Here is a 25,483-nt window from a genome sequence, read left to right as displayed (position 1 = left end):
TTTTTCTTAATATTTTTAGTTTATTGCATGCCACAACGTCAGCTTTTCGCCATTCTACTGCTCAATGCAGCAGGTGTGGCGCTGTTCTTTTCCTGGTATCTTCCTGCTAATCACGGATTCTGGTTTACCCTCGAAAGCGCCATCTTCTTCTACTTTAACCAGCATCTGGCAACCAGTCCGTTGCTGCTGTATACGGTCGCCATCACCAACAACCGCGCTTTCGATGCCTGTGCGCTGCTGGCGATGGGGCTGCTTTATCTTTACCATTATCGGCGCGGAGATAGCACTGAACGCCAGCGTTTACTGATTGTGGGCGTGGTCATGCTGATTACCGCCGTGGTGCTGAATCAGTTGGGCCACTTACTGCCAGTACAGCACGCCAGCCCAACCTATTACTTTACTGATATCAATCGGGTTGGCGAACTGACCGGCTGGCCGACTAAAGATGCCTCCCGCGACAGCTTCCCTGGCGACCATGGCATGATGCTGATGATTTACACCGCTTTTATGCTGCGCTATTTTTCGCGCCGTTCATTTTTGATCTCATTGGTCATCGTGGTTGTTTTTGCCACACCGCGTGTCATGATTGGTGCCCACTGGTTTACCGACATTGCGGTGGGTTCCCTGTCTGTGGTTTTGGTGGCACTAAGCTGGTGGCTGATCTCGCCGGCCAGCGACGCAATGATTAATTTTTTGCATCGTTCATTACCAGCGCGTTACCGTCGCTAAAAGCCCCCCTCTTTAACGCACTGCCCCCCAACTACACCGGCATTCTGGCCTCAAGCGCCTGGATGCCGGGCTGCCATCTGGATGTCATCTGTTTGCGTTATGGTTACCGCATTTTTTAGGATAAATCTTATCGGTAAATTTACGATTTATTACATCATTAATTCTTATAAAGAATTTCCATAAAAAGGCTCGCAATCGCCGGAGCGTTCAGGTAGTCTCGGTAAAGTTTGAGTTTTACCGAACGCGGTTATCCTCGGAATGGAAGAAATTATGTGCGATTCCACACAGTTTCATCCTCAAGTGGTTGGTCCAGGTAAAACTCTGTTTTAGTCTGACTTTCGTTTCGGCGTTTATATATGGCGTAGTTGCATACATGACGATGGTGGTCGTTAAGGAAATCAAGGGAACATAACGATAATGGTCAAATCTCAACCGAGCCTGAGATATATCTGGCGGGCAATTCCCGCGTTGGAGATGGCACTTGCGCTATCTGCCTGTACAAATACAGGATCTCATCAAGCACAAATTGATCGTTCTGCAATAAATGATAAAGATAGTCTTTTATTGCAGGCCTCTCAGGACGAATTTGAAGCCATGGTGCGTAACCTGGACATCAAATCCAAACTGATGGATCAATATGCCAGTTGGAAAGGTGTACGTTATCGTTTAGGCGGTGACATCCGCAAAGGTATTGATTGTTCTGCCTTTGTTCAACGTACCTTCCGTGAACAATTTGGCATGAAACTACCGTGTTCAACCTATGAACAGCAGGAATCGGGCATTCAGGTGCAGCGCGGCAAACTTCGCCCCGGCAATTTGGTGCTGTTCCGCGCTGGTTCCACCGGTCGTAACGTTGGCATCTACATTGGTAATAACCAGTTTGTTCATGCCTCCACCCGTGCGGGTGTGATGATTTCCAGCATGGACGATGCCTATTGGAATAAACGTTATCAGGAAGGTCGCCGCATTTTCAGCAAAGGCGCCACCAGCTAAGGACAATATCAGTTAATAATATGACCAGTTAGTCACATTTCCCTTCATGTGCAAAACGAAACGAAAATAGAGCGCCGCTTAACCAGCGGCGTTTTTTTTGTCATGATGCGACATACTCCAACCTCCAACCTCCAGGCTGAACGTCACGCTTGATGAAAAGTTGTTCAACTCTCTGATATAAAGTAGGTTACGCGTAATTTTCATGGTAAAAAGGGACAGACTGACCTATTACCCATAGGCGGCGACATCGGTTTGACCTATATTCAAATGATGCAAATGAAAATCACCGCAACTTTGGTCTGATGCAAGATAATTGCACGGCTTTGCAGGAGAAACACAGCGCAATGCTAAAACGTGTGGCCACCCTGGCTTTGCTCGGTTCTCTTTGTTGGGGAGCCTTTGCCGACACCGTCCAACAGAACACCTCGTTCGCCTTGTTGGGAGAGCCTAAATATCCCGAGGGATTCACGCATTTTGGTTACGTCAACCCTGACGCGCCCAAAGGGGGGAGCATCACGCTCAGCGCTTTGGGAACTTATGATAACTTCAACCGTTTCGCGTTACGCGGCGTGGCGGCTGAGCGTACCGAACGCCTGTACGATACGCTGTTTACCTCATCCGATGATGAGCCGGGTAGCTTTTACCCGCTGATTGCACTGCATGCGCGCCATGCTGACGATTTTCGTTGGATGGAAGTGGAACTGAACCCAAAAGCCACGTTTCAGGATGGCTCACCGATTTTAGCCTGTGATGTAGCCTTCACCTTCAATATGTTTATGACACAAGGGGTTCCACAGTTCCGCGTGGTGTACAAAGGCGTCACGGTGACCGCTATCAGGCCGCGCACCGTGCGGCTGGAAATGCCTGAGCCGGATAAAGAACGGCTGCTGGGGCTGCTGACATTGCCCGTTATGCCTGAAAGTTTCTGGAAAAATCATAGTCTTGCCGATCCGTTGTCCTATCCCCCACCGGCCAGTGGCCCTTACCGCATCACCTCCTACCGCACCGGCCAATATGTGACCTACAAACGGGTACAAGACTATTGGGGCGCCGATCTGCCGGTGAATCGCGGTTTGAATAATTTCGACCAAATCCGTTACGACTACTATCTGGATGACAGTGTCGCGCTGGAAGCGTTTAAAGCGGGCGCTTTCGATCTGCGTGTCGAAGGATCACCCAAGCACTGGGCAACGCAGTATCAGGGCGGTAACTTCTCTCGGGGTTATATCGTCAAGCGCGATCGGGCGAATCAAGCGGCACAGGATACCCGCTGGCTGGTGTTCAATATTGAGCGTCCGCTGTTTCAGGATCGCCGCATCCGACAAGCCATTGGGCTTAATTTTGATTTTAACTGGATGAACAAGGCGTTCTATTACAACGCCTATCAGCGCGTTAACAGCCTGTTCCAAAACACAGAATATGACGCGCAAGGTACTCCCAGTCCAGAGGAATTGAAATGGCTGGAGCCGCTCAGGGACAAAATACCGCCTGAAGTGTTTGGCCCCAGCTTTCAACCGCCAGAAAGTGATGGCAGCGGCTACGATCGCGCCCATTGGCAACAAGCCTTGCAGTTGCTTAAGGACGCGGGCTGGGAATTGAAAAACCAGAAGTTGGTCAACCGCAAAACCGGACAACCGTTTACCTTCGAATTATTGCTCCCCAGCGCTGCCAACGTGCAGTACGTACTGCCGTTCCAGCAAAATCTCAAACGTTTGGGCATCGATATGAAGCTGCGCCTGATTGACAGCGGGCAGTTCACCAATCGTCTGCGCGCCCGCGATTTTGATATGCTCGCCCGCCTTTACCCGGCAAGAATTTACCCGGATGGCAACCTCAAATTTGGCTGGCATACGAAATACCTCGATTCAACCTATAACACGGCGGGCGTGAGCGATCCAGCCATTGACGCGCTTATTGAGCAAATCGATGCGCATCAGGGCAATAAGGCGGAATTACTGTCCCTTGGCCGCGCGCTGGACCGGGTAGTGACCTGGAATCAATTCATAATCCCCATGTGGTACTCCAATCACGATCGCTACGCTTACTGGGATAAATTCGCCATGCCAGCAACCCGACCGGCCTATACGTTAGGGTTGGATAGCTGGTGGTACGATGTACTGCGGGCGCAGTCATTGCCGCCCGAACGCCGTTAAGGAGCCATGGTGGGAACCTATTTACTACGCCGACTTTTGCTGGTGATCCCCACGCTGTGGGCCATTATTACCATTAACTTTTTTATTGTGCAGATAGCCCCAGGTGGCCCGGTTGATCAGGCCATTGCCGCCATCGAAATGGGTCAAGGCAGCGGGTTTGGTGCCGGTGGCAGCATGGATGGTGCGATGGCGCGTAGCGGCGGTGGTACACTGACCGTGGAAAATGCCTACCGTGGCGCTCGCGGGTTGGACCCAGAGGTGATTGCGGAAATCACCAAACGCTACGGGTTTGATAAGCCGATTCACGAGCGCTATTTCACGCTGCTGTGGAACTATGCCCGACTGGATTTTGGCGATAGCCTGTTTCGCAGCTCCTCGGTGATGGAGCTTATCAAGCAGAGTATGCCGGTTTCTATCACACTGGGATTATGGAGCACGCTGATCATTTATCTGGTCTCAATCCCACTTGGCATCAAAAAGGCGGTCAAGAACGGTACACCGTTTGATACCTGGAGCAGCACCCTGATTATTGTCGGCTATGCTATCCCGGCATTCTTGTTTGCCATCTTACTGATTGTGCTGTTTGCCGGCGGCAGCTATCTGGACTGGTTCCCGCTGCGCGGGCTAGTATCGAGTAATTTCGACACCCTGCCCTGGTACAGTAAAATCACCGATTACCTGTGGCACATCACGTTGCCCGTACTGGCAACGGTGATTGGCGGCTTTGCAACGCTGACCATGCTGACCAAAAACTCGTTTATGGACGAGATTCGCAAGCAATATGTGGTCACCGCACGTGCCAAAGGGCTGGACGAAAACAGCATTCTGTACCGCCATGTCTTCCGCAACGCCATGCTGCTGGTGATTGCCGGGTTCCCGGCTACCTTTATCAGCATGTTTTTCACCGGTTCGCTGCTGATTGAAGTGATGTTCTCACTCAACGGGCTGGGTCTGTTGGGTTATGATGCCACACTGCAACGCGACTACCCGGTGATGTTTGGTACGCTCTATATCTTCACGTTAATTGGTCTGCTGCTGAATATTGTCAGCGATATGACCTATACACTGGTCGATCCGCGTATTGATTTTGAGGGACGCCAATGAGCCGAATCAGCCCAATAAATCTGGCACGCTGGGCCCGTTTCCGCGCCAATCGCCGTGGCTACTGGTCACTGTGGATCTTTCTGGTGTTGTTTACCCTCAGCCTGTTCGCCGAACTGCTGGCCAATGACAAACCGCTGCTGGTGCGCTATGACAACCGTTTCTATACGCCGTTGCTGGTGAATTACCCTGAAACCACCTTCGGTGGCCAGTTTGCCACCACCACGGATTTTCGCGATCCCTACGTGGCAACGCGTATCGCGCAACACGGCTGGAGTATCTGGCCGCCGATCCGGTATCGCTACGATACCATTAACTATGCCACCACCCAGTCATTCCCCTCCCCGCCCTCCGGACTGAATTGGCTCGGCACTGACAGTCAGGGGAAAGATGTGGTAGCACAAGTGCTGTACGGCTTTCGCATTTCCCTGTTGTTTGGGCTTTCACTGACCCTGTTCTCCAGCCTGATTGGCATTGTGGTCGGTGCAACGCAGGGTTACTACGGTGGCAGGCTCGATTTGTGGGGGCAGCGCTTTATCGAAGTCTGGTCGGGCATGCCGACCCTGTTCCTGATTATCTTGCTGTCCAGTGTTATCCAACCTGATTTCTGGTGGCTGCTGGGCATCACTATCCTGTTTGGCTGGATGAGCTTGGTGAGCGTGGTACGCGCCGAATTCCTGCGAACCCGTAATTTCGACTACATTCGCGCGGCGCAGGCCATGGGGGTAAGCAATCGAGTGATCATGATGCGCAGTATGCTGCCTAACGCCATGGTCGCGACGTTAACGTTTCTGCCGTTTATTTTGTGCAGCTCAATCACTACCCTGACATCGCTCGATTTTCTGGGCTTTGGGCTTCCAGCCGGCTCGCCGTCACTGGGGGCACTGCTGCTGGAAGGGAAGAATAATCTTCAGGCTCCCTGGCTCGGCATTACCGTATTTTTGGTGTTGGCAACCCTGTTGTCGTTACTGATTTTTATTGGCGAAGCGGTGCGCGACGCTTTTGATCCCAGCAAGGCACATTGATATGAACCCAACTCCACTGTTACAGATTCAGGATCTCAGCATCGCGTTTCGCCAAGGTGAACAGGTGCATCAGGTGGTGGATTCGGTATCCTTCAACGTCGAGCGCGGTGAAACGCTGGCGCTGGTGGGTGAATCCGGCTCGGGCAAGAGCGTCACTGCGCTGTCGGTACTGCGCCTGCTGCCATCTCCGCCGGTTATCTATCCTCAAGGGGATATCCTGTTTGACGGCGAATCGCTGCTGCATGCGCCAGAAACACGGTTAGGCGAACTGCGCGGCAACCGTATCGCCATGATCTTTCAGGAACCGATGGTGTCACTGAACCCGCTGCACAGCATTGAAAAACAATTGATGGAAGTGGTGACGTTGCACCGCGCAATGACGCGAGACGTTGCGCGCAGTGAAGTGCTTACCTGTTTGGATCGCGTTGGCATACGGCAGGCACAGACGCGCCTGAAAGACTTTCCTCATCAACTGTCGGGCGGTGAACGCCAGCGGGTAATGATCGCGATGGCCCTGCTGATGCAACCAGATTTGCTGATTGCTGATGAGCCAACTACCGCGCTGGATGTCACTGTGCAGGCACAAATTCTCACCTTATTGCGTGAACTTAAGCAAGAGTTGGGTATGAGCCTGCTGTTCATCACGCATAACCTGAATATCGTCAAGCAACTGGCGGACAAGGTTGCCGTGATGCAGGGTGGGCGCTGCGTAGAACAAAATCGTTGCCGCGACCTCTTCGCCGCACCGCAGCACAGCTACACCCGACAGCTGCTGGATGCCGAACCCTCCGGTTCTGCGCTGCCTCTGCCGAATGATACGCCGACGCTGCTACGCGTAGAAAAGCTCTCGATTTCATTCCCCATCAAGCGTGGGCTGTTGCGGCGCACAGTGGCAGAAAAAACCGTCGTCAATGGATTGAACTTCACCTTACGTCGTGGCGAAAGCCTGGGACTGGTGGGGGAATCCGGTTCAGGAAAAAGCACGACAGGACTGGCATTATTACGGCTCATCGCCTCACGCGGTAACATTGTGTTTGATGAACAACCGCTGCACCAATTTAATCGCCGCCAAATGTTACCACTGCGTAGCCAGATCCAGGTGGTGTTTCAGGACCACAATTCGTCGTTGAATCCACGGCGCACCGCGCTGCAAATTATCGAAGAAGGGCTGGAAGTGCACCAGAAGATGAGTGCCTCTGATCGAGAACAGCGGGTTATTGAGGTGATGCGTGAAGTCGGCCTTAATCCCGAATTTCGTCACCGCTACCCGTCGGAATTCTCCGGTGGTCAGCGGCAGCGTATTGCTATCGCCAGAGCGCTAGTGCTAGAACCCGCACTGCTGATTCTTGACGAACCCACCTCGTCACTGGACAGAACCGTACAGGCGCAGATTCTGACATTATTGAAAACCTTGCAGCAAAAACGCCAGCTGGCTTATCTGTTCATTAGCCATGACCTACAGGTGGTGCGTGCGCTGTGCCATCAAGTTATCGTGCTGCGTCGAGGCGAAGTGGTAGAACAAGGGCGTTGTGAACAGGTTTTTTCCGCGCCTCAGAACACCTATACACAAGAACTGCTGCGCATGGCTACCCTGTAGAGACATACACGCCATGTCATGGCAGAGGCATGGCGTTTAAAACGGATAGAGCGCGCTCAGGGGTTCCGCGATGGCGACGCCCACATTTTTAAGACGACACAATGCTGTGCTTTCATCATCACGGTGTAAAAACAGACAGGGTTCCCCTTCCCATTCCAACACGGCACAATCAATCTGAATTTCAGCCAGGGACTGGTTCAACTGACGTAAAATAACCCAGGCCATTTCGCCGTCGTGACTTAATAATTTAAAGCCAATCAGGTTGTTGTCCTCATCTCGTCCCCGCAGGGGAATACCGCTCAGCGGAATCGGTTCCACCTTGATACCAGCGAAGCCCGATAGCCAACGATAACATTGCGGCAAACGATGCACTACCGAAAGTTGGAGAGTGTCCACTATTACTTTCCCTCAGGTATGATGATGGTAAACAAACGCAATGACATTGGCGTCAAAGAAAGAACGTTTACTCTCAGTGTCCAGATATGGCGGCACTGCTGAATGAGCATTTCTACAAAAATCCGCGTTGCAATAGTCATAAGTCACACTTCTTAACGAATGGAAATGATTGCAATACTGATTAATGCCACGTTGATCACATTTTAAGATTTTTATAGGTTGCCCTATATTTAACGCTTTCCATGCAATATCTCAACCCCTTTTATTTACATTGTTCACTTTTAAATCATACATTTTACATTTATAGAACAACATTCCAAAAAAAGACAATGTGAGATCGATAACACTTGACCGTGAACAAAAAGGGAAGATCAAAATAACGGAGCCCGACGTTGAAGGTCAGCAACGAGAGGATTCCGTTTCCCGCATCACTGCGGCAAACGGAAAAAGGGGACGAAATCAGCGAGAGCGGGCTGCGTAACCGTAAAGCAGGAAGGCTGCAATGGAACAGAGTGACATGGAGACGATCATCGGCCAGGCGCTGGTAAAACTCACCAGTGACAGCAGGCTTCCGACCAGTGCGCCCATGCCAAAGCGTAGCGTGCCAGCCAGCGAGGACGCAGTGCCCGCCATATGCGGAAAATCATCCAGTATCACGGCCATGGCATTTGACATCACCATCGCAATACAACCGACATAGATAGCCACCAACGCAATACCGACAGCGAACTGTATCAGTAGCCCGATGCGAAACATCTGGTTCGCGCCCAAGCGGCGCACCACACGACTATTGGTGTAGGTGGTCAGGAACAGAAAGACCACGTTCAGGGCAAAGTAATAGCCGAAATGCTGCGGAGACACACCGTAGAGGTCGATATAGACAAAGGGGCCAGCGCTTAAAAAAGAAAACATACCAGAAAACGAAAACCCGCTTGCCACCATGTAGCTAAAGACTTTTTTGTGGCGAAACAGCGAGGCGAAATTCCCGGCGGTGGTACGAAAATGGAACGGCTGGCGTTTTTCTACCGGCAACGACTCTTTGACAAAGCGCATCACCAGCACCGAGGCAATCAGTGACAGCCCAGCCAGCCTCCAGAAAATCGCATGCCAGCTAAACCACAGCAGCAACACGCCGCCTAACAGCGGTGCGACAGTCATGACCAACATCACAAATGACATCATGCGCGAAAATTCATCTTTGGCGAAGGTGTCACGCATCAGCGCATTAATCACCACCGCAGCCGCAGACAAGCCGTGCAGCATCCGCAGCACGGTAAGCTGTTCAATTGGTTTGCACCAGCGCGCAGGCCACACCAGCCAACATAAAGACCAGCGTTCCCCACAGTATCACGGGTTTACGTCCCAGGCTGTCCGCCATCGGGCCGTAAAATAACTGACCGATAGCAAACCCCATGATGTAGGCGCTTAACGTCATCTGCACCTGGCCCAGCTCCACGCCGAACTCTTTGGCAATCACCGGCAGCGCCGGCAGGTACATATCGATGGCAAACGGTGTCAGCATCGACAACAAGCCAAGAATAAAAATCAAGCCACTATGTGATGGCGCTTTCCCCACTGCATGTCTCCCAGAGTGTTGCCCGCAAAACAAAAAAATTCACCGCAGCGGCAGGCCTCCACCACGGTGACGGTTGAAATAGGCTTGATGGCCGGCTCAACGGCGCATCGTGTTTACATCAGGTGAATGACAAGCTCATAACGCATACTGCATGCAGTATGGCGCAAATCGGCTCAACGCGGCAAAACGCTGGCCACTTCTTCTTCCGTCAGTGCGCGATACTCTCCCGGCTCAAACGCGTCATCCAGCGCAATGGCACCAATGCGCTCACGGTGTAACTCAACCACGCGATTTCCCACGGCGGCAAACATCCGTTTGACCTGGTGGTAGCGCCCTTCCCCGATGGTTAACCGGATCTGATGGTCATCAAGCTTTTCCAGTTGCGCGGGTTTGGTCAGCGATTTTTCGCCGTGCAGTTGCACCCCCAGTTCAAACTGGTGTGGCGTATCCTCTGCCAGCGGTAGTTCGAGCGTGACCAGATAGTTTTTTTCACAGTGATGCTTGGGCGACGTGATGCGGTGCGACCATTGTCCATCGTCGGTCAGCAATACCAGCCCAGTGGTATCAATATACAATCGGCCCGCAGCATGCAGTTTGTGTGCAACCGGCTCATCGATAAAATAGAGGATGGTCGGGTGATCCGGATCTTCCGTTGAACACACGTACCCCTGCAGCTTGTTAAGCATGAAGTAGCGCGGGCCATTCTGCTGCACCAGCGCGTTGCCATCGAACTCAACCTGATGTTCAGGTGCCAATTTGAATGCGCCGCTTTTAACCACCTCACCATCAACGGTAACGCGCTGCGCACGCAGCTCCCGTGCTACCAATGCACGGCTGATCCCGAGTTGCTGGGATAAAAATTTGTCCAATCGCATGAGAAAATCAAGTGCCTGTCTGTGTTAAGGAAGGAAAATCATGTCGTAATATAGCGAGTGATGACGATTGCTCCTAGAATGTCCGACGTTTTCCCCCTCCGGTGATAATGGATACGCACAAAATGTGCGATTGCTTTTCATTAACCGCTGGCGAGAGTTCGCCCTGGCGCATAAAAATATAGAATAAATACATCTTTTATTTTCAGGGTTATTACAGGAGCACGCGATGTCATCTATTCACGGTCATGAAGTACTGCATATGATACTGGATTCTGCCGAATCCTACACCACAGAGGGGCTGATTGCCGGCATTGAGGCGCGTTTCGGTACCGACGCACGCTTTCACACCTGCTCCGCGGCCGACATGAGCGCGGCCATGCTGGTGGATTTTCTGGCAAACAAAGGCAAGTTTATCCCACATGACACTGGGTTTAACACGGCGGCCAGCAAGATCTGCCAACACTAGGCAATGGCGTTCACCTTACGCCCCTATCAACAGGAGGTGGTTTCCGCCACGCTGGCCTATTTTCGGCAACAGCAACACCCTGCGCTGATCGTACTGCCCACCGGCGCAGGAAAAAGTCTGGTGATTGCCGAACTGGCGCGGTTAGCGCGAGGGCGCGTGTTGGTGCTGGCGCATGTCAAAGAGCTGGTTGAACAGAATCACGCTAAATATTGCGCCTGGGGATTGGATGCCGACATTTTTGCTGCCGGACTTAACCAGCGCCGCAGCGAAGGCAAAGTGGTGTTTGGCAGCGTACAATCCGTGGCGCGTAATCTGCCCGCCTTTAGCCAGTTCTCGCTACTGATCATCGATGAATGTCACCGCATCAGCGATGACGATGACAGCCAATATCAGCAAATCATTACGCACCTGCGCGCACAAAACCCCACACTACGCCTGCTCGGCCTTACCGCAACGCCTTACCGCCTGAGCAAAGGCTAGATTTATCAGTATCACTACCACGGCATGATTCGCGGTGATGAACAATGCCTGTTTCGCGACTGTATCTATGAACTACCGCTGCGTTACATGATCAAACACGGCTTTCTGGTACCGCCGCAGCGCCTGGATATGCCAGTGGTGCAGTATGATTTTAGCCGTTTGAGCGTGCAGCCCCACGGCCTGTTCAGCGATGCGGAATTCAACCGTGAATTACGACGGCAGCAGCTCGTGACGCCCCAGATTGTCAATCAGATAGTCAGCTACGGCACCGAACGTAAAGGCGTGATGATCTTTGCGGCGACCGTGGAGCACGCCCGGGAAATCCACAGTCTGTTGCCTTCAGAAAAAGCCGCCTTTATCAGCGGGGAAACCCCTGCCGCAGAACTCGATGCGCTGATCGCTGCCTTTAAGCAACAACAGTTGCACTATCTGGTCAAAGTGGCGGTATTGACGACGGGCTTTGATGCACCGCATGTGGACGTTATCGCCATTCTGCATCCGACGGAATCCGTCAGCCTGTATCAGCAGATCGTCGGACGTGGCCTGCACCTGTCGCCGGGAAAAACGGATTGTCTGATTCTGGATTACGCCGGGAATCCCCATGATTTGTATATGCCGGAAGTAGGCAGCCATAAACCGCACAGCGGTAGCCAGCCGGTACAGGTGCTTTGCCCGCAGTGTGGTTTTGCCAACCTGTTTTGGGGAAAAACCACGGCGGAGGGTGATATCGTCGAACACTATGGTCGCCGCTGCCAGGGCTATGAAGAAGACGACAATGGTGTTCGCACGCAGTGCGATTACCGTTTCCGCTTTAAAGTATGCCCGGAATGTGGTGCCGAAAACGACATTGCCGCGCGTCGTTGCCACCAATGCAATCACATTATGGTCGATCCTGACGACATGCTAAAAGCCGCACTCAAGTTGAAAGATGCCCTGGTGCTGCGCTGTAGCGGCATGCAGATGACGGCCGGACAGGATGAGAAAGGTGAATGGCTAAAGATCACCTATATTGATGAAGACGGCGCAGACGTCAGCGAACGTTTTCGCCTGCATACGCCTGCCCAGCGCCGCGTATTTACTCAGTAGTTTTTACGGGTACACCAACGCGCACCGGGGCTAGTGCTGACGTGGCAATCCGCACAGGATATCTTGCGCCAACAGGCCGCCCTGCGTGCGCCGGACTTTGTCGTAGCGCGACGCCAAGGCAAACAGCGGCAAGGCTTTTGGCAAGTTAGGGAGAAACTGTTTGATTATGAAGGCCGTTTTCGGCGCGCCAATGAATTACGCTAGCTGGCGTAACACGGTTTCATTTGCCGCCACACAGATATTCCGTTAGAATACAGCCCGCTTTTGTCATGCAAAAGCAAATCTGTTCCATTGTGAATAACACATTCCATTGCGAATAACCTAACCTGTTGCTGGGTCGCCTGTAACAGGTGTATTTTCTAAAATAGAGAAAATCATGATCACTATTAACGCAGAAGTACGTAAAGAGCAGGGTAAGGGTGCGAGCCGCCGCCTGCGCGAAGCCAGCAAATTCCCAGCCATCATCTACGGTGGTGCGGAAGCGCCGGTATCTATCGCCCTGGATCACGACAGCTTTAAAAACCTGGAAGCTAAAGAAGGTTTTTACGGCGAAGTTCTGACCCTGGTTGTCGATGGTAAAGAAGAAAAAGTGAAAGTTCAGGCTGTTCATCGTCACGCTTACAAGCCGAAACTGACTCACATCGACTTCGTTCGCGCTTAATCGTTTGGGGAAACCCGTGGGACGCCGCGAGTTTTCTTAGCAAGCAAGAATGTCGATAAGAAAAACGCCGCTTATTTATCACCGCTGCTTAAACGGCGCTGTAGCTGATAGCGCAAATTCGGCGGCGTTCCTTTAATGGTAAGCGTGTCGGTTGTCGGATCCCAGAAGATACGTTCGCCCAGCAGCAAGGCATCAAAGTTGATCGTCAACCCACCGCCACTGCCAGCGAACTTGGTCAATTGGCGCAGCGTGCTACGATCCGCCGGGAAACTCTCTTCCAATTCATAGCCCTGCTCTTCCGAAAAAGCATGGAAGGTTTTCTCTCCCAACGGCGGCAGCTCCTGCGACAACGCAGCAACCTCTATCTCTTCCCCTGTCTGCAATTGCTCATTGCAGTAGCTGTAAACCTGCTGACGGTATTGCTGACGCTCGTTTTTATCCAGCTGCGCATCGGCACAATAGTCATCCACCGCCTGCAACAGGCCGCGATTCTGCGCTTTGGTGTCAAGCCCCGCGCTGGCACCGAGGAAATTCATAAAGAAATCCGCGACCTTGCGCCCTACACGTCCTTTCAGGAAGGTCAGATAGCGTTGAGATTCCGGATTGGTCTCCCATTCAGTGAGATCGATACGCGCCACGATATCCGCATGTGGGATATCCATATAGTACGTGCTGCTTATATCCAGCTGTTCATTGACGCGCATGCTGCTGCAACTGCTCAGCACCGCAACCAGCAGATACTCAACCGCCAGATAGCGGTATTGGCAGAACCGCACGATGCTCCCTTCCGCAAAGGGATATTTCGCCAGTTCATCACGCAACCGAGCCGTGGCCGCGCGGCTAAACCCAAGGAAATCCTCCTCTCCTTTACGGCAGCCACGCAGTGCCTGAGACAGTTCGCTCTATTCCTCGAACACGCCGTAGGCCTTGTTTTTCGCACTGTAGACGCGGTGCAACTCGGCCATCATCTCGTCAACGGCAGGGGTGGCATCCAATAACGAATCCCTTAGCACCAACTCCAACGTTTGCTCATCACGTTTGACAAGCTGATGCAAGGCAATCTGGTCGATATCCAGACTCATGATAAACTATCCTTTTGGCAAGGAGCGTATTCAAACACCAACGCAGGTCCCCTGCAAGAGAAAGCCTCCAGACGCCAGCGTTTGAAGCTAAAATGATAAAATTGCGGAAAACGTCAGGTCGTTACGGTAAGATATTCCCCTTTATCAGCTTGAGAATCGCCTTTTTATGGCACAATTATCCCGTTACAGTGACGAACTCGTCGAACAAGTGCTTTCCGAATTGGTAAGCGTATTGGAAAAACACCGTACCCCTACTGACCTCTCCTTGATGGTTTTGGGCAACATGGTCACCAACCTTATCAACACCAGCGTAGCACCGGAGCAGCGTCAGGTATTGGCTTGTTCTTTTGCTGATGCGTTGCAGGCATCCATCACTACCCACAACGCGCACTAACACCGACCAGAGGCTATGGTAAGCAACCGTCACAACTATCGCGAAAAAGTTTCCCAGATGATCAGTTGGGGGCATTGGTTCGCGCTATTTAACATCCTGTTGAGTCTGGGGGTGGGCAGCCGCTATCTGTTCGTGGCGGATTGGCCCTCGTCGTTACTTGGCCGTAGCTATGCCCTTGTCAGTTGGCTGGGGCATTTTAGTTTTATCGTTTTTGCCGTCTACCTGTTGATTGTCTTTCCGTTGACGTTCGTGGTGATGTCGCAGCGTTTGCTGCGTTTTCTTTCTGCGGCGTTGGCAACCGCGGGGCTGACGCTGCTGTTGCTGGATATGGAGGTGTTTAGCCGCTTCCACCTGCACTTGAATCTCACCGTCTGGGAGCTGGTGATCAATCCAGAGCAAAGTGACCTGGCCCGTGACTGGCAACTGATGTTTATCGGCATCCCCGTGATTTTCATGGTTGAGATGCTGTTTGGCACCTGGTGCTGGCAAAAACTGCGTAGCCTGAACCGTCACCGCATTGGCATGCCGGTCGCCGCGGTATTTATCAGTGCGTTTTTCGCCTCGCATATGATGTATATCTGGGCCGATGCCAACTTCTATCGCCCTATCACCATGCAGCGCGCGACATTACCGTTATCATATCCAATGACTGCGCGACGATTTCTGGAAAAACACGGCCTACTGGACGCTCAAGCGTATGAGCGACGCATTGCGCTACAGGGCAACCCTGAGGCGATTACGCTGGAATACCCGCTGAACAATATTCAGTTCCGCGATGCCGGCAGCGGCTACAATCTGTTGATTGTGGTGGCAGATCAACTGCCGCTCACTCGTATGCCGCAGTTGATGCGTTTTGCAAAAGAGAACGTGCACTTCAGCAACCATTTCAATGTCAGCCAGAATGCCCAAAGCAGCCTGTTCAACCTGTTCTATGGTATCTCGACCACTTACATGGATGGGGTATTGAGTGCACGTACGCCATCAGCGTTGGTGAGTTCCCTGAACCAACAGGGCTATCAATTTGGTCTTTTCTCAAGCAACGGCTTTGATAACCCGCTTTATCGCCAGGCACTGCTGTCAGATTTTTCGCTTTCAGTACCGGTAATTCAACGTGATGTTGATACCGTGCAACAGTGGCAAACTTGGCTGGAAACCGGTACGCAACCCACATCGCCGTGGTTCTCTTATATTGATCTTGGCACCACTGGCACCCGAGCGCTAACGGATGCTAAAGCCACCGATCAAAACATCAGCGCAATACTTAATACGTTGCAAAGCCAAGGCAAACTGGATAATACCGTCGTGATTATTACGGCAAAATCCAGCGAACAGGATAAAGGCAGCCGCTACCGTTGCTCACAGTGGCAGATCCCACTGGTGGTGCATTGGCCGGGCACACCGGCGCAGACTATCAGTAAAATGACGGATCAAAAAGACGTTATGGTCACGCTGATGCAGCGCTTGCTGCATGTCAAAACGTCCGCCACGGATTACGCGCAAGGGGAAGACCTGTTTGCGGCCCAGCGACGTAATAACTGGCTGGTGAACGGCAACCGCGGTGCGTTGATGATCACAACGCCAGAGCAGATCATCCAATTGGAAGCCAATGGCAGCTACGATGCCTACAACAGCGACGGAGAAAAATTGCGTGATGAAAAACCAAGTTTACTGCTGCTGTTACAGGTACTCACCAGCGAAAGGCGATTTATTGCCAACTAACTGCCTAAATCTAAAGCGATCGCGCCAGCTGGCTATTGCAATCGGTTCAGAAGACGGTAATATAGCGCACCATAGCGTCGGCACGTAGCGCAGCCTGGTAGCGCACTGTCATGGGGTGTCAGGGGTCGGAGGTTCAAATCCTCTCGTGCCGACCAAATAATCCCAAAAAAACCAACATTTTACGGTTGGTTTTTTTATGCCTGGAATTTGGCGGAGTAACATCCCAGACGGCGGGCATTGAACCTCCACCCACAAAACAAAAGGGAGCTTTCACTCCCCTTTCTGGCTGGCCCATAAGCAATCTTGAAATCATTTGTACAGGATTGCGGTACCACGCAGTTGATCGTTACCGGCTACAGACACAATCTTGTAGGAAGATGCACCTGCTGCTTCAGCTTTTGCCGCTACCTGAGCTTCAAACGCGCTCAGCGTTTCTGCACCGCTCACTTGCACAGTACCCATGTCTTGCGCAGCAAAGCTACCGAAAGAAACCAGATCAAGAGCAACAACTGCGGCAAATTTTTTGATAACGTTCATGATATAAACCCTTCTGTTCAATGTTTGATGTAAAGGCTGTTTGCCTTTGATGGAATGAATCATAGCGCCATCGTTCAGGAGTGAATATCAGAGAAAATTGTTATCATCATTCAAATAAATTAAAAAATGAAATAAAACCTTGCGTACGAGCCCTACACACTGGATGACAGCGCATCATCCGCTCATTCAAATTTATCCTGCTATACAAAAGCAGAACCTCCTCAACAATAAAAAACCAACAGAATAAAAAGCCATATGAACGCCTTGCTGGTTTTATAAGTTAAACATTATTGCGTATTTTCATATAATTACCTGGACATAAAGTCTAATCATTGCAACAGGGAAGATATAATGAAACGCGTTCTACTGGCTCTATTTACGGTATCTCTCGTGGCGTCTACTTGGGTTAACGCAACTGAAACGGCTGCCCCGGCTGCGGAGCAATCTGCAGCTAAAATGTTGGCAATCACCGAGGGCAAACTTAAGAATACTGAAGGCGGTTGCTCTTGCAGCTATACCGTGAAAAACCTGCAAAGTAGCCCGCTAAAGCGATTTGAAGCTTATATTTTCGTTAAAAATAAGCAAGGAAAATTCAGGTGTGATGCGGCGCATTTTAGTTTCAATAAGCCGATTCAACCCAACGAATCGCGGACGTTATCCAATGAAGCTTACGGAAAATCCTGTGGTACCAATCCTTCTGCCTCTCTCCTGATGGTGAGCACCTGCAATTACACCGATGGTTCAGAATGTGATACTGAAAATATTGAGACCACGGATTCTGGCCTGAAGTGGGTGGAATAAAAGCGAAAAAACCGGCGATCAACACCATTGAGGCTCCGCTGGTCATTTCAACGAACCGCCTCCGTCGTTTGACAACCATGAGTCTGCATGAATGCTCGCCTCATCCAACACGAGCAAGGAAGTAAAGACGATTCCAATTTCATGTCTCTTTGTCTCAGATATAATAGTTATATAAACAACGTAATTAACGCGAATCGAGCTGAGGCGATACGGGGGAAGGTGTTATGCAGGAAACAATGATTGCGCGGATTTCATCCGTACTGGTGGCTGAAAAATCGCTCGAGGGGCTGGTCAGGCAACGTCTTGAAATGCTGGAGCTGGTCACCAACATGGAATCCACCTACCTCACCCATATTGAATCCGATAAAAATGTGCAACACATGCTGTTCTCTCGTAATAGCAAAAAAATGCAGATCCCCGAGGGACTCTCTGTTCCCTGGGAGGACACGCTCTGTAGACGGGCATTATCGGAAGACCGCTGTGTGATTGACGATGTGCCCAGCCATTGGGGCGATTCTCAAGCAGCAAAGCAGATGGGCATCACTACTTACGTCACCACATCAGTACGCCTGGACGACGGATCGTTATACGGTACGCTGTGTGCAGTCAGCGGTGAAAAACAGAAACTGGATGGTCGCAGCGAACAAATATTACAGCTGTTTGCCGAGCTGATAGCTCAGTATGTCCAGAAAGAGCAGCTACTCTGCCAATTACAGGAAGCTAATGCGGCGCTGACCTCATTCTCCTACACCGATGAATTGACCCAATTGCCCAACCGACGCTCGGTGTTCAGTCAGTTACCCCAATTATTCTCACAAGCGCTAGACACGAACCGTTTTGTTGTCATCGCCTTTATCGATTTGGATGGATTTAAGCTGATTAACGACCGCTACGGACATGAGACGGGTGATGATTTTCTGTGTGCCGTAGGCCAGCGGTTAAAACAGGGGATACGCGCAGAAGACATGCTGGGACGAATTGGAGGCGATGAATTCATCGTAGCAACAACAGGCCCCTATATTCATGAAAATGCAAAGGATGCCGCACAGACCTTCAAAGCGCGATTGACCCCCCTTGTTAATTGGACACTATGTGCTTGCAGGGTGTCACATAAACTACGCCGGAGCCAGTATCGGTACCATTGCCATCAACCCAGCCCTGAGCACGCCGGATGAAGCCCTGCGTGCGGCAGACGCCGTGATGTATGAAGAAAAAGAGCAACGCAGACGCCTGGTTCATTGATCTTTTGTTGGCCACAGGCCAATACCTTACATCACGATAATTATCAGTTAGACTATATCTCACCACTCTCTTACCATTCAGTGGCTAACCGAGTTTATTCCGTGAAACGATTCCTGATTGCATTGATCATCACCAGCCAACTTTCTGGCTGCGGCAGTATCATAAGCCGAACGGTCAAAGGGCAAGGAGAGGGTCATCAATACTATCCTGGCGTTCAGTGGCTGCTGAAAGATCGCTGGTGGAAATACCTGGTGATTATCGATCTGCCGCTCTCAATGCTGGCCGATACAATATTGCTACCTATAGACATGAAGCACGGCCCTTACGAATAAATAGGATCTCGTCCGTGCAATTCGACCCGATTGCGACCGCTGGTTTTGGCGTGATAGAGCGCAGCGTTTGCGTTGTCGATAAGTCGCTGATAATCTGGATTATAATCAAACTCTGCCACCCCAATGCTGAGTCTGACGGAAAACGATTGGCTACCAAAGGCGCTGATCGCTGTTGCGGCCACCTTTTCACGCCGCGTATCGACGATCACCTTCGCCTGATGCAGCGACGTTTCCACCAACAGCACCATGAACTCTTCACCACCATAGCGAAAGACATAATCACTGCTACGAACGTGATCGTAAATAATGGATGAAATACTTTTCAGCGTTGCATCACCCGTGTCATGGCCGTAGCGATCGTTGACCTGTTTAAAATGGTCCACATCCATCATCACTAGCGTAAAGGGTTTTCTGGTGCTGGTTGCCAGAGCGATTTCCCGACGCATAATGGTCGGAATAAAACGCCGGTTTAGCAGGTTTGTCAGCGGATCCTTACCATTTTCAAACTTGACCAGTTCGTCAAACATGGAAGTGATAATCAACGTAATTTGCCCGGTGAGTTGCCGCACATTGCGTAACAGACGCATGCGCACCTCCGCCTGAGAGACCTGCTCTGGAGCGGCTGCGCCTATTTCACTGTCAACCTTGTCGATCAGGGTATCCGTTTCACGCAACAGATCGGGGAAACCAAACAGGTGTTTTCCCTTGTGTGAAAACCATAATCCAAATTCCGAGTGCCCCAAGCGCGTAATGTCAGCCAAGGGTAATTCTGTCGCCACGTGATAAATAAACTGGTTTTCCCAGTTCATTAGCGCCCCTAGCTGCCTTTCTCGTTCTACGCTAACGTCATCGTACACGCTCAATACACGATACCGTTCCTGATCGCGCATGGCATTTTTATAGGTGGGGAATAGGCTATGGTCATCGCTTCCAGAGCGGTATCCATTGCCAATCCGCTAAAACAAAGTGCGCTATTGATTACAAACGGGGATTGTTCCCCTTTGTGGGTTAACAGCGGATAAAGATCGTTTTTTAATTTACGGGCACCGCGCGCCACCAAATCAATGGGAAGGCCAATGCGCGCGTGCACAACACCCACGTGGTGCTGTTGAGCAAGTAATGCAGCCAAATCTTGTTGGGAACTGCCCAACACGCTGCGCAACCAGTGAAACATACTGATACTTAACTGTTCTGTGACCTGGCGGGTATTGAGATAACGGTGCGCTTGCTCGTCATTGAGCATGTAATCATAAAAGCGATCTACCAGATAGCGTACTTCATCATCACTCAGAGATAACAACAGAGCATGGGCTTCCGGTTGTGTGATTTCAACCAAGGTGCGCCATTCGCTCAATAATGGTTCGATATGATAATCATTTTTAACAGAAATAGTCATGGGTAGGACATAAAGTGGTTAACCAGATGTCATCATAGGCGATTCACCTGTCATATACCACCGCGCCAACAGTTTCATTACGTATTATTTCCATAAGACATCATAAGATCAGCAACAGTAATCACCATCACCGATTCGCTCGCGAAAAAAGTGGAAATGTTTTTTCTTTGCACCTAAACGCTATGATCATTTTGTCACACGTCAAAGAATACCCTACTTAACTGATTTCCATCGATCACCCACGTCTATTATTAACCGAAAACAGGTGATCACTCATAATGGCAATAACTATAAATCAACATAGGATGTGCATCGGAAATGACCATTAGGGTAAATTGGAAGCAAATGAAAAATCGTGTGATAAGAAAGCACAAAATAACGTAAATAATACGATTCAAAAAATTAATAACCTATAAAATCAAATACATAGCCATAACATAACACATATCAGCGGAGAGAAAACCGTTTGCAATTGAAACAAATAATATGCTTTATATTATTACTGAATCACGTTCGTGCACATACGATGCTCGCGGGTGAAAATCCTGATATTCCCCCGGCTCCACTGTCATTAAAACAATAGAATCAAGCATCACGGCTGTTAAATTAACGTTTACGCGTCAAATCAGAGACCACGCAAAATCATCAATACTATGCCGACGATAACGAAAAAAAACCATAGAAAGATCAGAGAAGCGGCCTATTCAATAGCCGACCGAGTAACGCATTCGACAATGTCCTTACCCGAAAAGATATATGTATTTGGCAAAATGGGCATCATCGCTAATTATGAAAAAACTTACTATATGACAGATAAAAAATAAGAATATCGCCATGGCCCACAAGGTCGGCAAAGGACCTCATCAAGCCTTGTAAAAAACCATGTCCCCCATGCAGCACACACCATCAGCGTATTTATCCGTAACCCGCATGAAGCGGAAGTGCTGATAGAAGATCGTACCTTGTTTCGGTGTGTTTCTATCGAGGGTGATAATGTCGAACTGAAAGAGGTATTGGTTGCCACTCATCTCGATAAGTGCAACGTAAAAATAGCGTCAATCTAGCCTTACACCATATGTCGCTGATTTTTCTCGGCAGGTCGAGTTTGACCTGACGTAGCGCCAAAGCAAGATAGCCGTCACAACCCATAAAAAAACACCGTTTTATATTGCATGAACAGCATTTTAAATTATATACTCTGCTCCGCCTTATAAGTAAGGTTCTAGATACCTAAACCCCGACTCCAGTCGGTTTTTTTACCTGAAATTGCCAAGGTTAGCACACCAGACCACGGTTTCAGCCATTGAGGCCACTGCGCTTATTCCAGGGCATGTGCACCAGTAATCTGGCCATACCGCAAAATCCACTGACACCGGCAAACACCAATCCTGCACCGATGAAACCGGCGACACTAAAAAAAACCGGGTGCAACGTGTACCTCAAGACAACGCTTAGCAGTGTCAACCCGCCAGCAGCAATTTGTAGCTGACGCATAACAGGCAGCGGTTGCGTGCGATCTACGTCAACCGGCAAACCCGCCTTTTTCCATGCGTTGAGCCCCCCCTTCCAGCAAAAATGCGCGTTGCCCGGGAACCAGTGTTGCTATCTGCTGTGCATACAATTCGCAGCGCGCTCCCGATAAACAGTAAAAAATAACCGTTTTATTTGCAGGTAATGTTATTCCCGACGGCTCACTGGCCTGCTCCCCGAGCGAGTACAGACATGATTGCGGAATACGCTCACGCTGGAATTCCGCTATCTGACGAATGTCAACCATCAACGCCCCGTCAGCCTGGCGCTGCCGAGCATTAACGGGGGAAAGATAGGATAGCGTTACCATGGTATTCCTCTCTTTCAAGGACAATAAATGTCTTTGAGCGTCGTGATGATGCGTTCCAGATCGTGGTTAGCAATCGCGTAATAGATAGTGGTGCCTTCGCGCTGGGCGATAACCAACCCTCCAGAACGCATACGCGCCAGATGCTGCGATGTGGCAGAAGGGCTTAAGCCGCAAGCCTGCCCGAGTACGCCAGCGCTCACCTGCTGACGCTCAACCAACATACAAAGGATCAGTAAACGATTGGCATTCGCCATCGCTTTTAACAACAACGCAGCGTCATGGGCACGCCGCTGCAATTTACTCACGGTATCCGGCATCGCTAATTACTTTAGAAAATACGTAATTTAAGAAAATACTAAAATTATAATTAAAACAAATCAAGCGTTTTCTCTGAAAAGTGTGACCAGGACTGGAGCATCTTTCGGTTGGCTGTTACTCTATTAGAATTGGTCCACTGTTTCATTTTTTTCTGCACCTGGCGTACTGTTGGGGGCGATCACTAGCCGGATCAACGTTTCCAGTAATAAAACAAGACACACTATCGCGACTTTGCATGATGACACCAGCAGGTAGCGTTATCGCCACGTCGCTGTTGCGCAACCAGGCCTTATTCAGAATAATTTCAAAGCGGTGCATGAAAAACTTCTCTCGATTAGTCAATAGATATCACCAAACGGATTGGTACAAAAAGCGGCACTCAAACCGTGTTCTGCTCTGGCGCGAGATAACACCGCTGGCCGTGCCCATTTTTATTGAAGGGCTATGCGTGGTGTTGATGGGGGTATTCAGCACCTTTCTTGTCAGTTGGTTGGGCAAGGAATCCATGGCCGCCGTGGGTCTGGCCGACAGTTTTAACATGCTCATCATCGCTTTCTTTACCGCTGTGGCACTGGGCACCGCGGTGGTAGTGGCGTTCAGTCTGGGCCAACGCAATCGCAAACAGGCCCGTGCGGCAACGCGTCAGTCCATGTCTTTGCTGGTACTTGTCTCCTTTTTGTTGGTGCTGCTGATTGAATTGGCGGGTGAAGCCATTATTAACCTGATCGCCGGTTCAGCGGATCAGCATGTTAAAGTGTTGGCGCTGGTGTTCCTGCAGCAAACAGGGTGGAGCTACCCGGCAATGGCGATTGCCTTGGTCGGATGTGGGGCGCTACGCGGGGCCGGTAATACCAAGCTGCCGATGTTCATCAACATCGGTATGAATATCTTGAACATTCTGATCAGTAGTGTGCTGATATACGGGATTTTTTCCTGGGATGGTCTGGGGTTCTATGGCGCAGGTATCGGTACGACGCTGTCACGCTATATCGGTGCGGTGTTTGTCATTCTTACGTTGATGCACGGCTTTAACGGTGCACTGTTCATCCCGTTCAAATCCTATTTTGCACCTTTCACTTACACAATTCTGTATGAAGTGTTAAGCATCGGTGTTCCTGCCAGTGTGGAATCCGTGATGTTTAATCTGGGCAAGCTGATCACACAACGCTTTGTCGCCGGAATGGGTACAGAGGTTATCGCGGGCAATTTTATCGCCTTCTCTATCGCGGCACTGATCAACCTCCCCGGCAATGCCCTCGGGTCGACAGCCACTATCATCGTTGGAACACGCTTAGGTAAAGGGCAGATTTTTCAGTCGATTCGCCAGTTGCAGTATATTTTTGTGCTTTCCAATATAGGCTTATGCATCCTCGCCTTATCTTCAATACCTTCGGCCGGTTTCTTGTCATCACTGTATACCAATGAGCCCGAAGTGATTGAGATCGCCAAACAATTGCTGTGGTTGAACGCGCTATTTACTCCTTTTTGGGCAGCGGCCTGGGTTGTGCCTGCGGGCTTGAAGGGGGCAAAAGACGCCAGTTACACCATGTGGGTAGCCATGGCCAGTATGTGGGGATGCCGCACTGTAGCGGGTTATATCCTCGGTATCTGGCTCAGTTTTGGCGTTATCGGCGTGTGGATGGGCATGTTCTTTGACTGGATCGTAAGTGGCCTGTTGTATTATCGCCGTATGGCCAGCGGCCGGTGGCTGTGGCGCTACCGCCCTCCCGCCGCTTAACACACGGTAGACATTATTGATTGGCTTGACACAGCAGCGCGCAGAAACTGGAACCGACACGGAGTGTCTGAGGATTCGAGCACTGCCAGGGCCAAAATGGCAAGTAAGGCAGCGTTTACATTAACGCCCGCGCGTTTTGCGGGCACTTAATGGCCGAAAGCGAAATGCCATCACAATAAGCACGACAACGCCCCATGCCATGATCGTCCAGGCTTGCTCCAACCCTTCGGTGTGCTGTCGAATGACACCCGCGAGCGTCGGCATCACGCTCGCGATGGTATAGCCTCCGCCTTGAACAAAGCCAATCAATCGCCCTGTTTCTTGCACATTGGTTGCGTGATCGAGTGCCACAATCAGCGACAGTAGAAACAGCGCACCGATACCAATTCCGAGCAGAATCATCGCGACAAAAGCCAGGGACAGCGGCGCCATCAACAACAGTATCATGACTGACAGCAGTAACACCAGTATTGGCACCAGCAGCATACGTCGATCGGGAAAGCGGGAAATCAATGTGGAAACGGCCAACCCTGCACACACCTCGGTCAGCGTTAATCCCCCCAGCAAAAAGCCACTTTGCGCGGCACTCCACCCTAACTGCATGTAATAGGGTGGCAGCCAGGCGAGCACCAACGTATAAGCCCCCGTCCCGATCCCAAAGAACAGCATCAAGGTCCAATGTTGCAAACCGTGCGGCGCAGAATGATAAATCGCATTCTGCTCATGATCCTCACGCGAAGACGGCGCTTTGTACCAGACCAACAGTGCGATAAATGCAACGATTCCCCAACATGCCAACGCGCCAGACCAGCCAGCGATACCCGACAACGGTGAGGCCGTCGCCGCAGCAGCGGCTGCCCCAGCCATAATTCCCGTAGTATAGGTCAATCATGTAAAAAACCACGCTAAGGAGATAATTTATTGTTTAAATTGAAGTTTAATGGAC

The 25,483-nt window shown here is 50.6% G+C and carries 19 protein-coding genes, 1 tRNA gene and 6 pseudogenes; 16 read left to right on the top strand and 10 right to left on the bottom strand.

The features are described from left to right. The first annotated feature begins 27 nt into the window (after positions 1–27). The 6 genes from CS369_RS08925 (at position 28) to yejF (ending at position 7,598) form a co-directional block, all read left to right on the top strand. Complete coding sequence (locus CS369_RS08925) at positions 28–729, top strand: phosphatase PAP2 family protein (RefSeq protein WP_196906802.1); 702 nt, start codon at positions 28–30, stop codon at positions 727–729. A 417-nt stretch (positions 730–1,146) separates the two neighbouring features. Then, positions 1,147–1,722: a bifunctional murein DD-endopeptidase/murein LD-carboxypeptidase gene (mepS, locus tag CS369_RS08920; protein ID WP_196906801.1), complete on the top strand. Its 576-nt coding sequence runs from the start codon at positions 1,147–1,149 to the stop codon at positions 1,720–1,722. Positions 1,723–2,066: 344 nt separating this feature from the next. Then, the gene (locus CS369_RS08915; RefSeq protein WP_196906800.1) at positions 2,067–3,875 is read left to right on the top strand and encodes an extracellular solute-binding protein; all 1,809 of its coding nucleotides are present in this window, start codon (positions 2,067–2,069) and stop codon (positions 3,873–3,875) included. Between the two features lie 9 nt (positions 3,876–3,884). Then, complete coding sequence (locus CS369_RS08910; protein ID WP_196906869.1) at positions 3,885–4,979, top strand: microcin C ABC transporter permease YejB; 1,095 nt, start codon at positions 3,885–3,887, stop codon at positions 4,977–4,979. After that, complete coding sequence (locus CS369_RS08905; protein WP_196906799.1) at positions 4,976–6,001, top strand: ABC transporter permease; 1,026 nt, start codon at positions 4,976–4,978, stop codon at positions 5,999–6,001. Before CS369_RS08910 ends, CS369_RS08905 begins: the two co-directional genes overlap by 4 nt. A 1-nt stretch (position 6,002) precedes the next feature. Next, a complete protein-coding gene (gene yejF, locus CS369_RS08900; RefSeq protein ID WP_196906798.1) occupies positions 6,003–7,598 on the top strand; it encodes a microcin C ABC transporter ATP-binding protein YejF in 1,596 nt (531 codons plus the stop codon). Positions 7,599–7,634: 36 nt separating this feature from the next. Here yejF and CS369_RS08895 read toward each other — a convergent pair whose 3' ends face one another. The 3 genes and pseudogenes from CS369_RS08895 to rsuA all read right to left on the bottom strand — a co-directional run bounded on the left by CS369_RS08895 (position 7,635) and on the right by rsuA (position 10,445). Next, a complete protein-coding gene (locus tag CS369_RS08895; RefSeq protein WP_196906797.1) occupies positions 7,635–7,994 on the bottom strand; it encodes a YejG family protein in 360 nt (119 codons plus the stop codon). 459 nt (positions 7,995–8,453) lie between these two features. Next, a pseudogene (locus CS369_RS08890) lies at positions 8,454–9,492 on the bottom strand (Bcr/CflA family multidrug efflux MFS transporter). A 251-nt stretch (positions 9,493–9,743) separates the two neighbouring features. After that, positions 9,744–10,445, bottom strand: coding sequence for a 16S rRNA pseudouridine(516) synthase RsuA (rsuA, locus tag CS369_RS08885; protein ID WP_196906796.1), 702 nt, complete (start codon positions 10,443–10,445; stop codon positions 9,744–9,746). A gap of 226 nt (positions 10,446–10,671) precedes the next feature. Between rsuA and CS369_RS08880 the strand changes: the two genes are divergently transcribed. The 3 genes and pseudogenes from CS369_RS08880 to rplY all read left to right on the top strand — a co-directional run bounded on the left by CS369_RS08880 (position 10,672) and on the right by rplY (position 13,138). Then, positions 10,672–10,911 (top strand): YecH family metal-binding protein, encoded by a 240-nt coding sequence (locus CS369_RS08880; protein ID WP_196906795.1) that lies wholly within the window; start codon positions 10,672–10,674, stop codon positions 10,909–10,911. Positions 10,912–10,914: 3 nt separating this feature from the next. Next, a pseudogene (locus CS369_RS08875) lies at positions 10,915–12,681 on the top strand (DEAD/DEAH box helicase). Between the two features lie 172 nt (positions 12,682–12,853). After that, the gene (gene rplY, locus CS369_RS08870; RefSeq protein WP_196906794.1) at positions 12,854–13,138 is read left to right on the top strand and encodes a 50S ribosomal protein L25; all 285 of its coding nucleotides are present in this window, start codon (positions 12,854–12,856) and stop codon (positions 13,136–13,138) included. Between the two features lie 71 nt (positions 13,139–13,209). On the opposite strand, the pseudogene yejK reads toward rplY, so the two are convergent. Then, positions 13,210–14,220 (bottom strand): annotated as a pseudogene (gene yejK, locus CS369_RS08865) (nucleoid-associated protein YejK). A 166-nt stretch (positions 14,221–14,386) separates the two neighbouring features. Here yejK and CS369_RS08860 point away from each other — a divergent pair. From CS369_RS08860 to CS369_RS08850, 3 genes are all read left to right on the top strand, one after another. After that, positions 14,387–14,614 carry a YejL family protein gene (locus CS369_RS08860; RefSeq protein WP_196906793.1) on the top strand — a complete coding sequence of 76 codons (228 nt, stop codon included), beginning with the start codon at positions 14,387–14,389 and terminating at the stop codon, positions 14,612–14,614. Positions 14,615–14,629: 15 nt separating this feature from the next. Further along, on the top strand, positions 14,630–16,333 hold the full coding sequence (gene yejM / locus CS369_RS08855) for an LPS biosynthesis-modulating metalloenzyme YejM (protein ID WP_196906792.1): 1,704 nt from the start codon (positions 14,630–14,632) through the stop codon (positions 16,331–16,333). A gap of 78 nt (positions 16,334–16,411) precedes the next feature. Next, a tRNA-Pro gene (locus CS369_RS08850) sits at positions 16,412–16,488 on the top strand. A gap of 154 nt (positions 16,489–16,642) precedes the next feature. On the opposite strand, the gene CS369_RS08845 is transcribed toward CS369_RS08850, so the two are convergent. Further along, positions 16,643–16,870 (bottom strand): YdgH/BhsA/McbA-like domain containing protein, encoded by a 228-nt coding sequence (locus tag CS369_RS08845; protein ID WP_196906868.1) that lies wholly within the window; start codon positions 16,868–16,870, stop codon positions 16,643–16,645. Between the two features lie 351 nt (positions 16,871–17,221). Here CS369_RS08845 and CS369_RS08840 point away from each other — a divergent pair, with 351 nt between their 5' ends. The 3 genes and pseudogenes from CS369_RS08840 (at position 17,222) to CS369_RS08830 (ending at position 19,245) form a co-directional block, all read left to right on the top strand. Then, positions 17,222–17,671, top strand: a complete 450-nt coding sequence (locus CS369_RS08840) for a hypothetical protein (protein WP_196906791.1) — start codon at positions 17,222–17,224, stop codon at positions 17,669–17,671. A 224-nt stretch (positions 17,672–17,895) separates the two neighbouring features. Further along, a pseudogene (locus CS369_RS08835) lies at positions 17,896–18,913 on the top strand (sensor domain-containing diguanylate cyclase). Positions 18,914–19,014: 101 nt separating this feature from the next. Then, entirely contained in the window at positions 19,015–19,245 is a 231-nt protein-coding gene (locus tag CS369_RS08830; RefSeq protein WP_196906790.1) for a YceK/YidQ family lipoprotein, read from the top strand. On the opposite strand, the pseudogene CS369_RS08825 reads toward CS369_RS08830, so the two are convergent. The 4 genes and pseudogenes from CS369_RS08825 to CS369_RS08815 form a co-directional block, all read right to left on the bottom strand. Then, positions 19,236–20,641, bottom strand: a pseudogene (locus CS369_RS08825) (diguanylate cyclase). The gene CS369_RS08830 and the pseudogene CS369_RS08825 overlap by 10 nt on opposite strands. A 1,296-nt stretch (positions 20,642–21,937) precedes the next feature. Further along, positions 21,938–22,174, bottom strand: coding sequence for a DUF2892 domain-containing protein (locus CS369_RS25120; RefSeq protein ID WP_374191045.1), 237 nt, complete (start codon positions 22,172–22,174; stop codon positions 21,938–21,940). Continuing rightward, positions 22,164–22,481 carry a rhodanese-like domain-containing protein gene (locus CS369_RS25115; protein WP_374191044.1) on the bottom strand — a complete coding sequence of 106 codons (318 nt, stop codon included), beginning with the start codon at positions 22,479–22,481 and terminating at the stop codon, positions 22,164–22,166. Before CS369_RS25115 ends, CS369_RS25120 begins: the two co-directional genes overlap by 11 nt. A 14-nt stretch (positions 22,482–22,495) precedes the next feature. Continuing rightward, complete coding sequence (locus tag CS369_RS08815) at positions 22,496–22,798, bottom strand: helix-turn-helix transcriptional regulator (protein WP_196906789.1); 303 nt, start codon at positions 22,796–22,798, stop codon at positions 22,496–22,498. 317 nt (positions 22,799–23,115) lie between these two features. Here CS369_RS08815 and CS369_RS08810 point away from each other — a divergent pair, with 317 nt between their 5' ends. Next, a complete protein-coding gene (locus tag CS369_RS08810) occupies positions 23,116–24,537 on the top strand; it encodes an EmmdR/YeeO family multidrug/toxin efflux MATE transporter (RefSeq protein WP_196906788.1) in 1,422 nt (473 codons plus the stop codon). Positions 24,538–24,657: 120 nt separating this feature from the next. On the opposite strand, the pseudogene CS369_RS08805 reads toward CS369_RS08810, so the two are convergent. Then, a pseudogene (locus CS369_RS08805) lies at positions 24,658–25,419 on the bottom strand (MFS transporter); the annotation flags it as partial. Between the last annotated feature and the right edge of the window lie 64 nt (positions 25,420–25,483).

Origin of the sequence: Candidatus Symbiopectobacterium sp. 'North America', assembly GCF_015762685.1 — a bacterium.
Classification (GTDB): Bacteria; Pseudomonadota; Gammaproteobacteria; order Enterobacterales; family Enterobacteriaceae; genus Symbiopectobacterium.
Note: the sequence above shows the minus strand (reverse complement) of the source record. Positions and strands in the feature narration are given on the sequence as shown.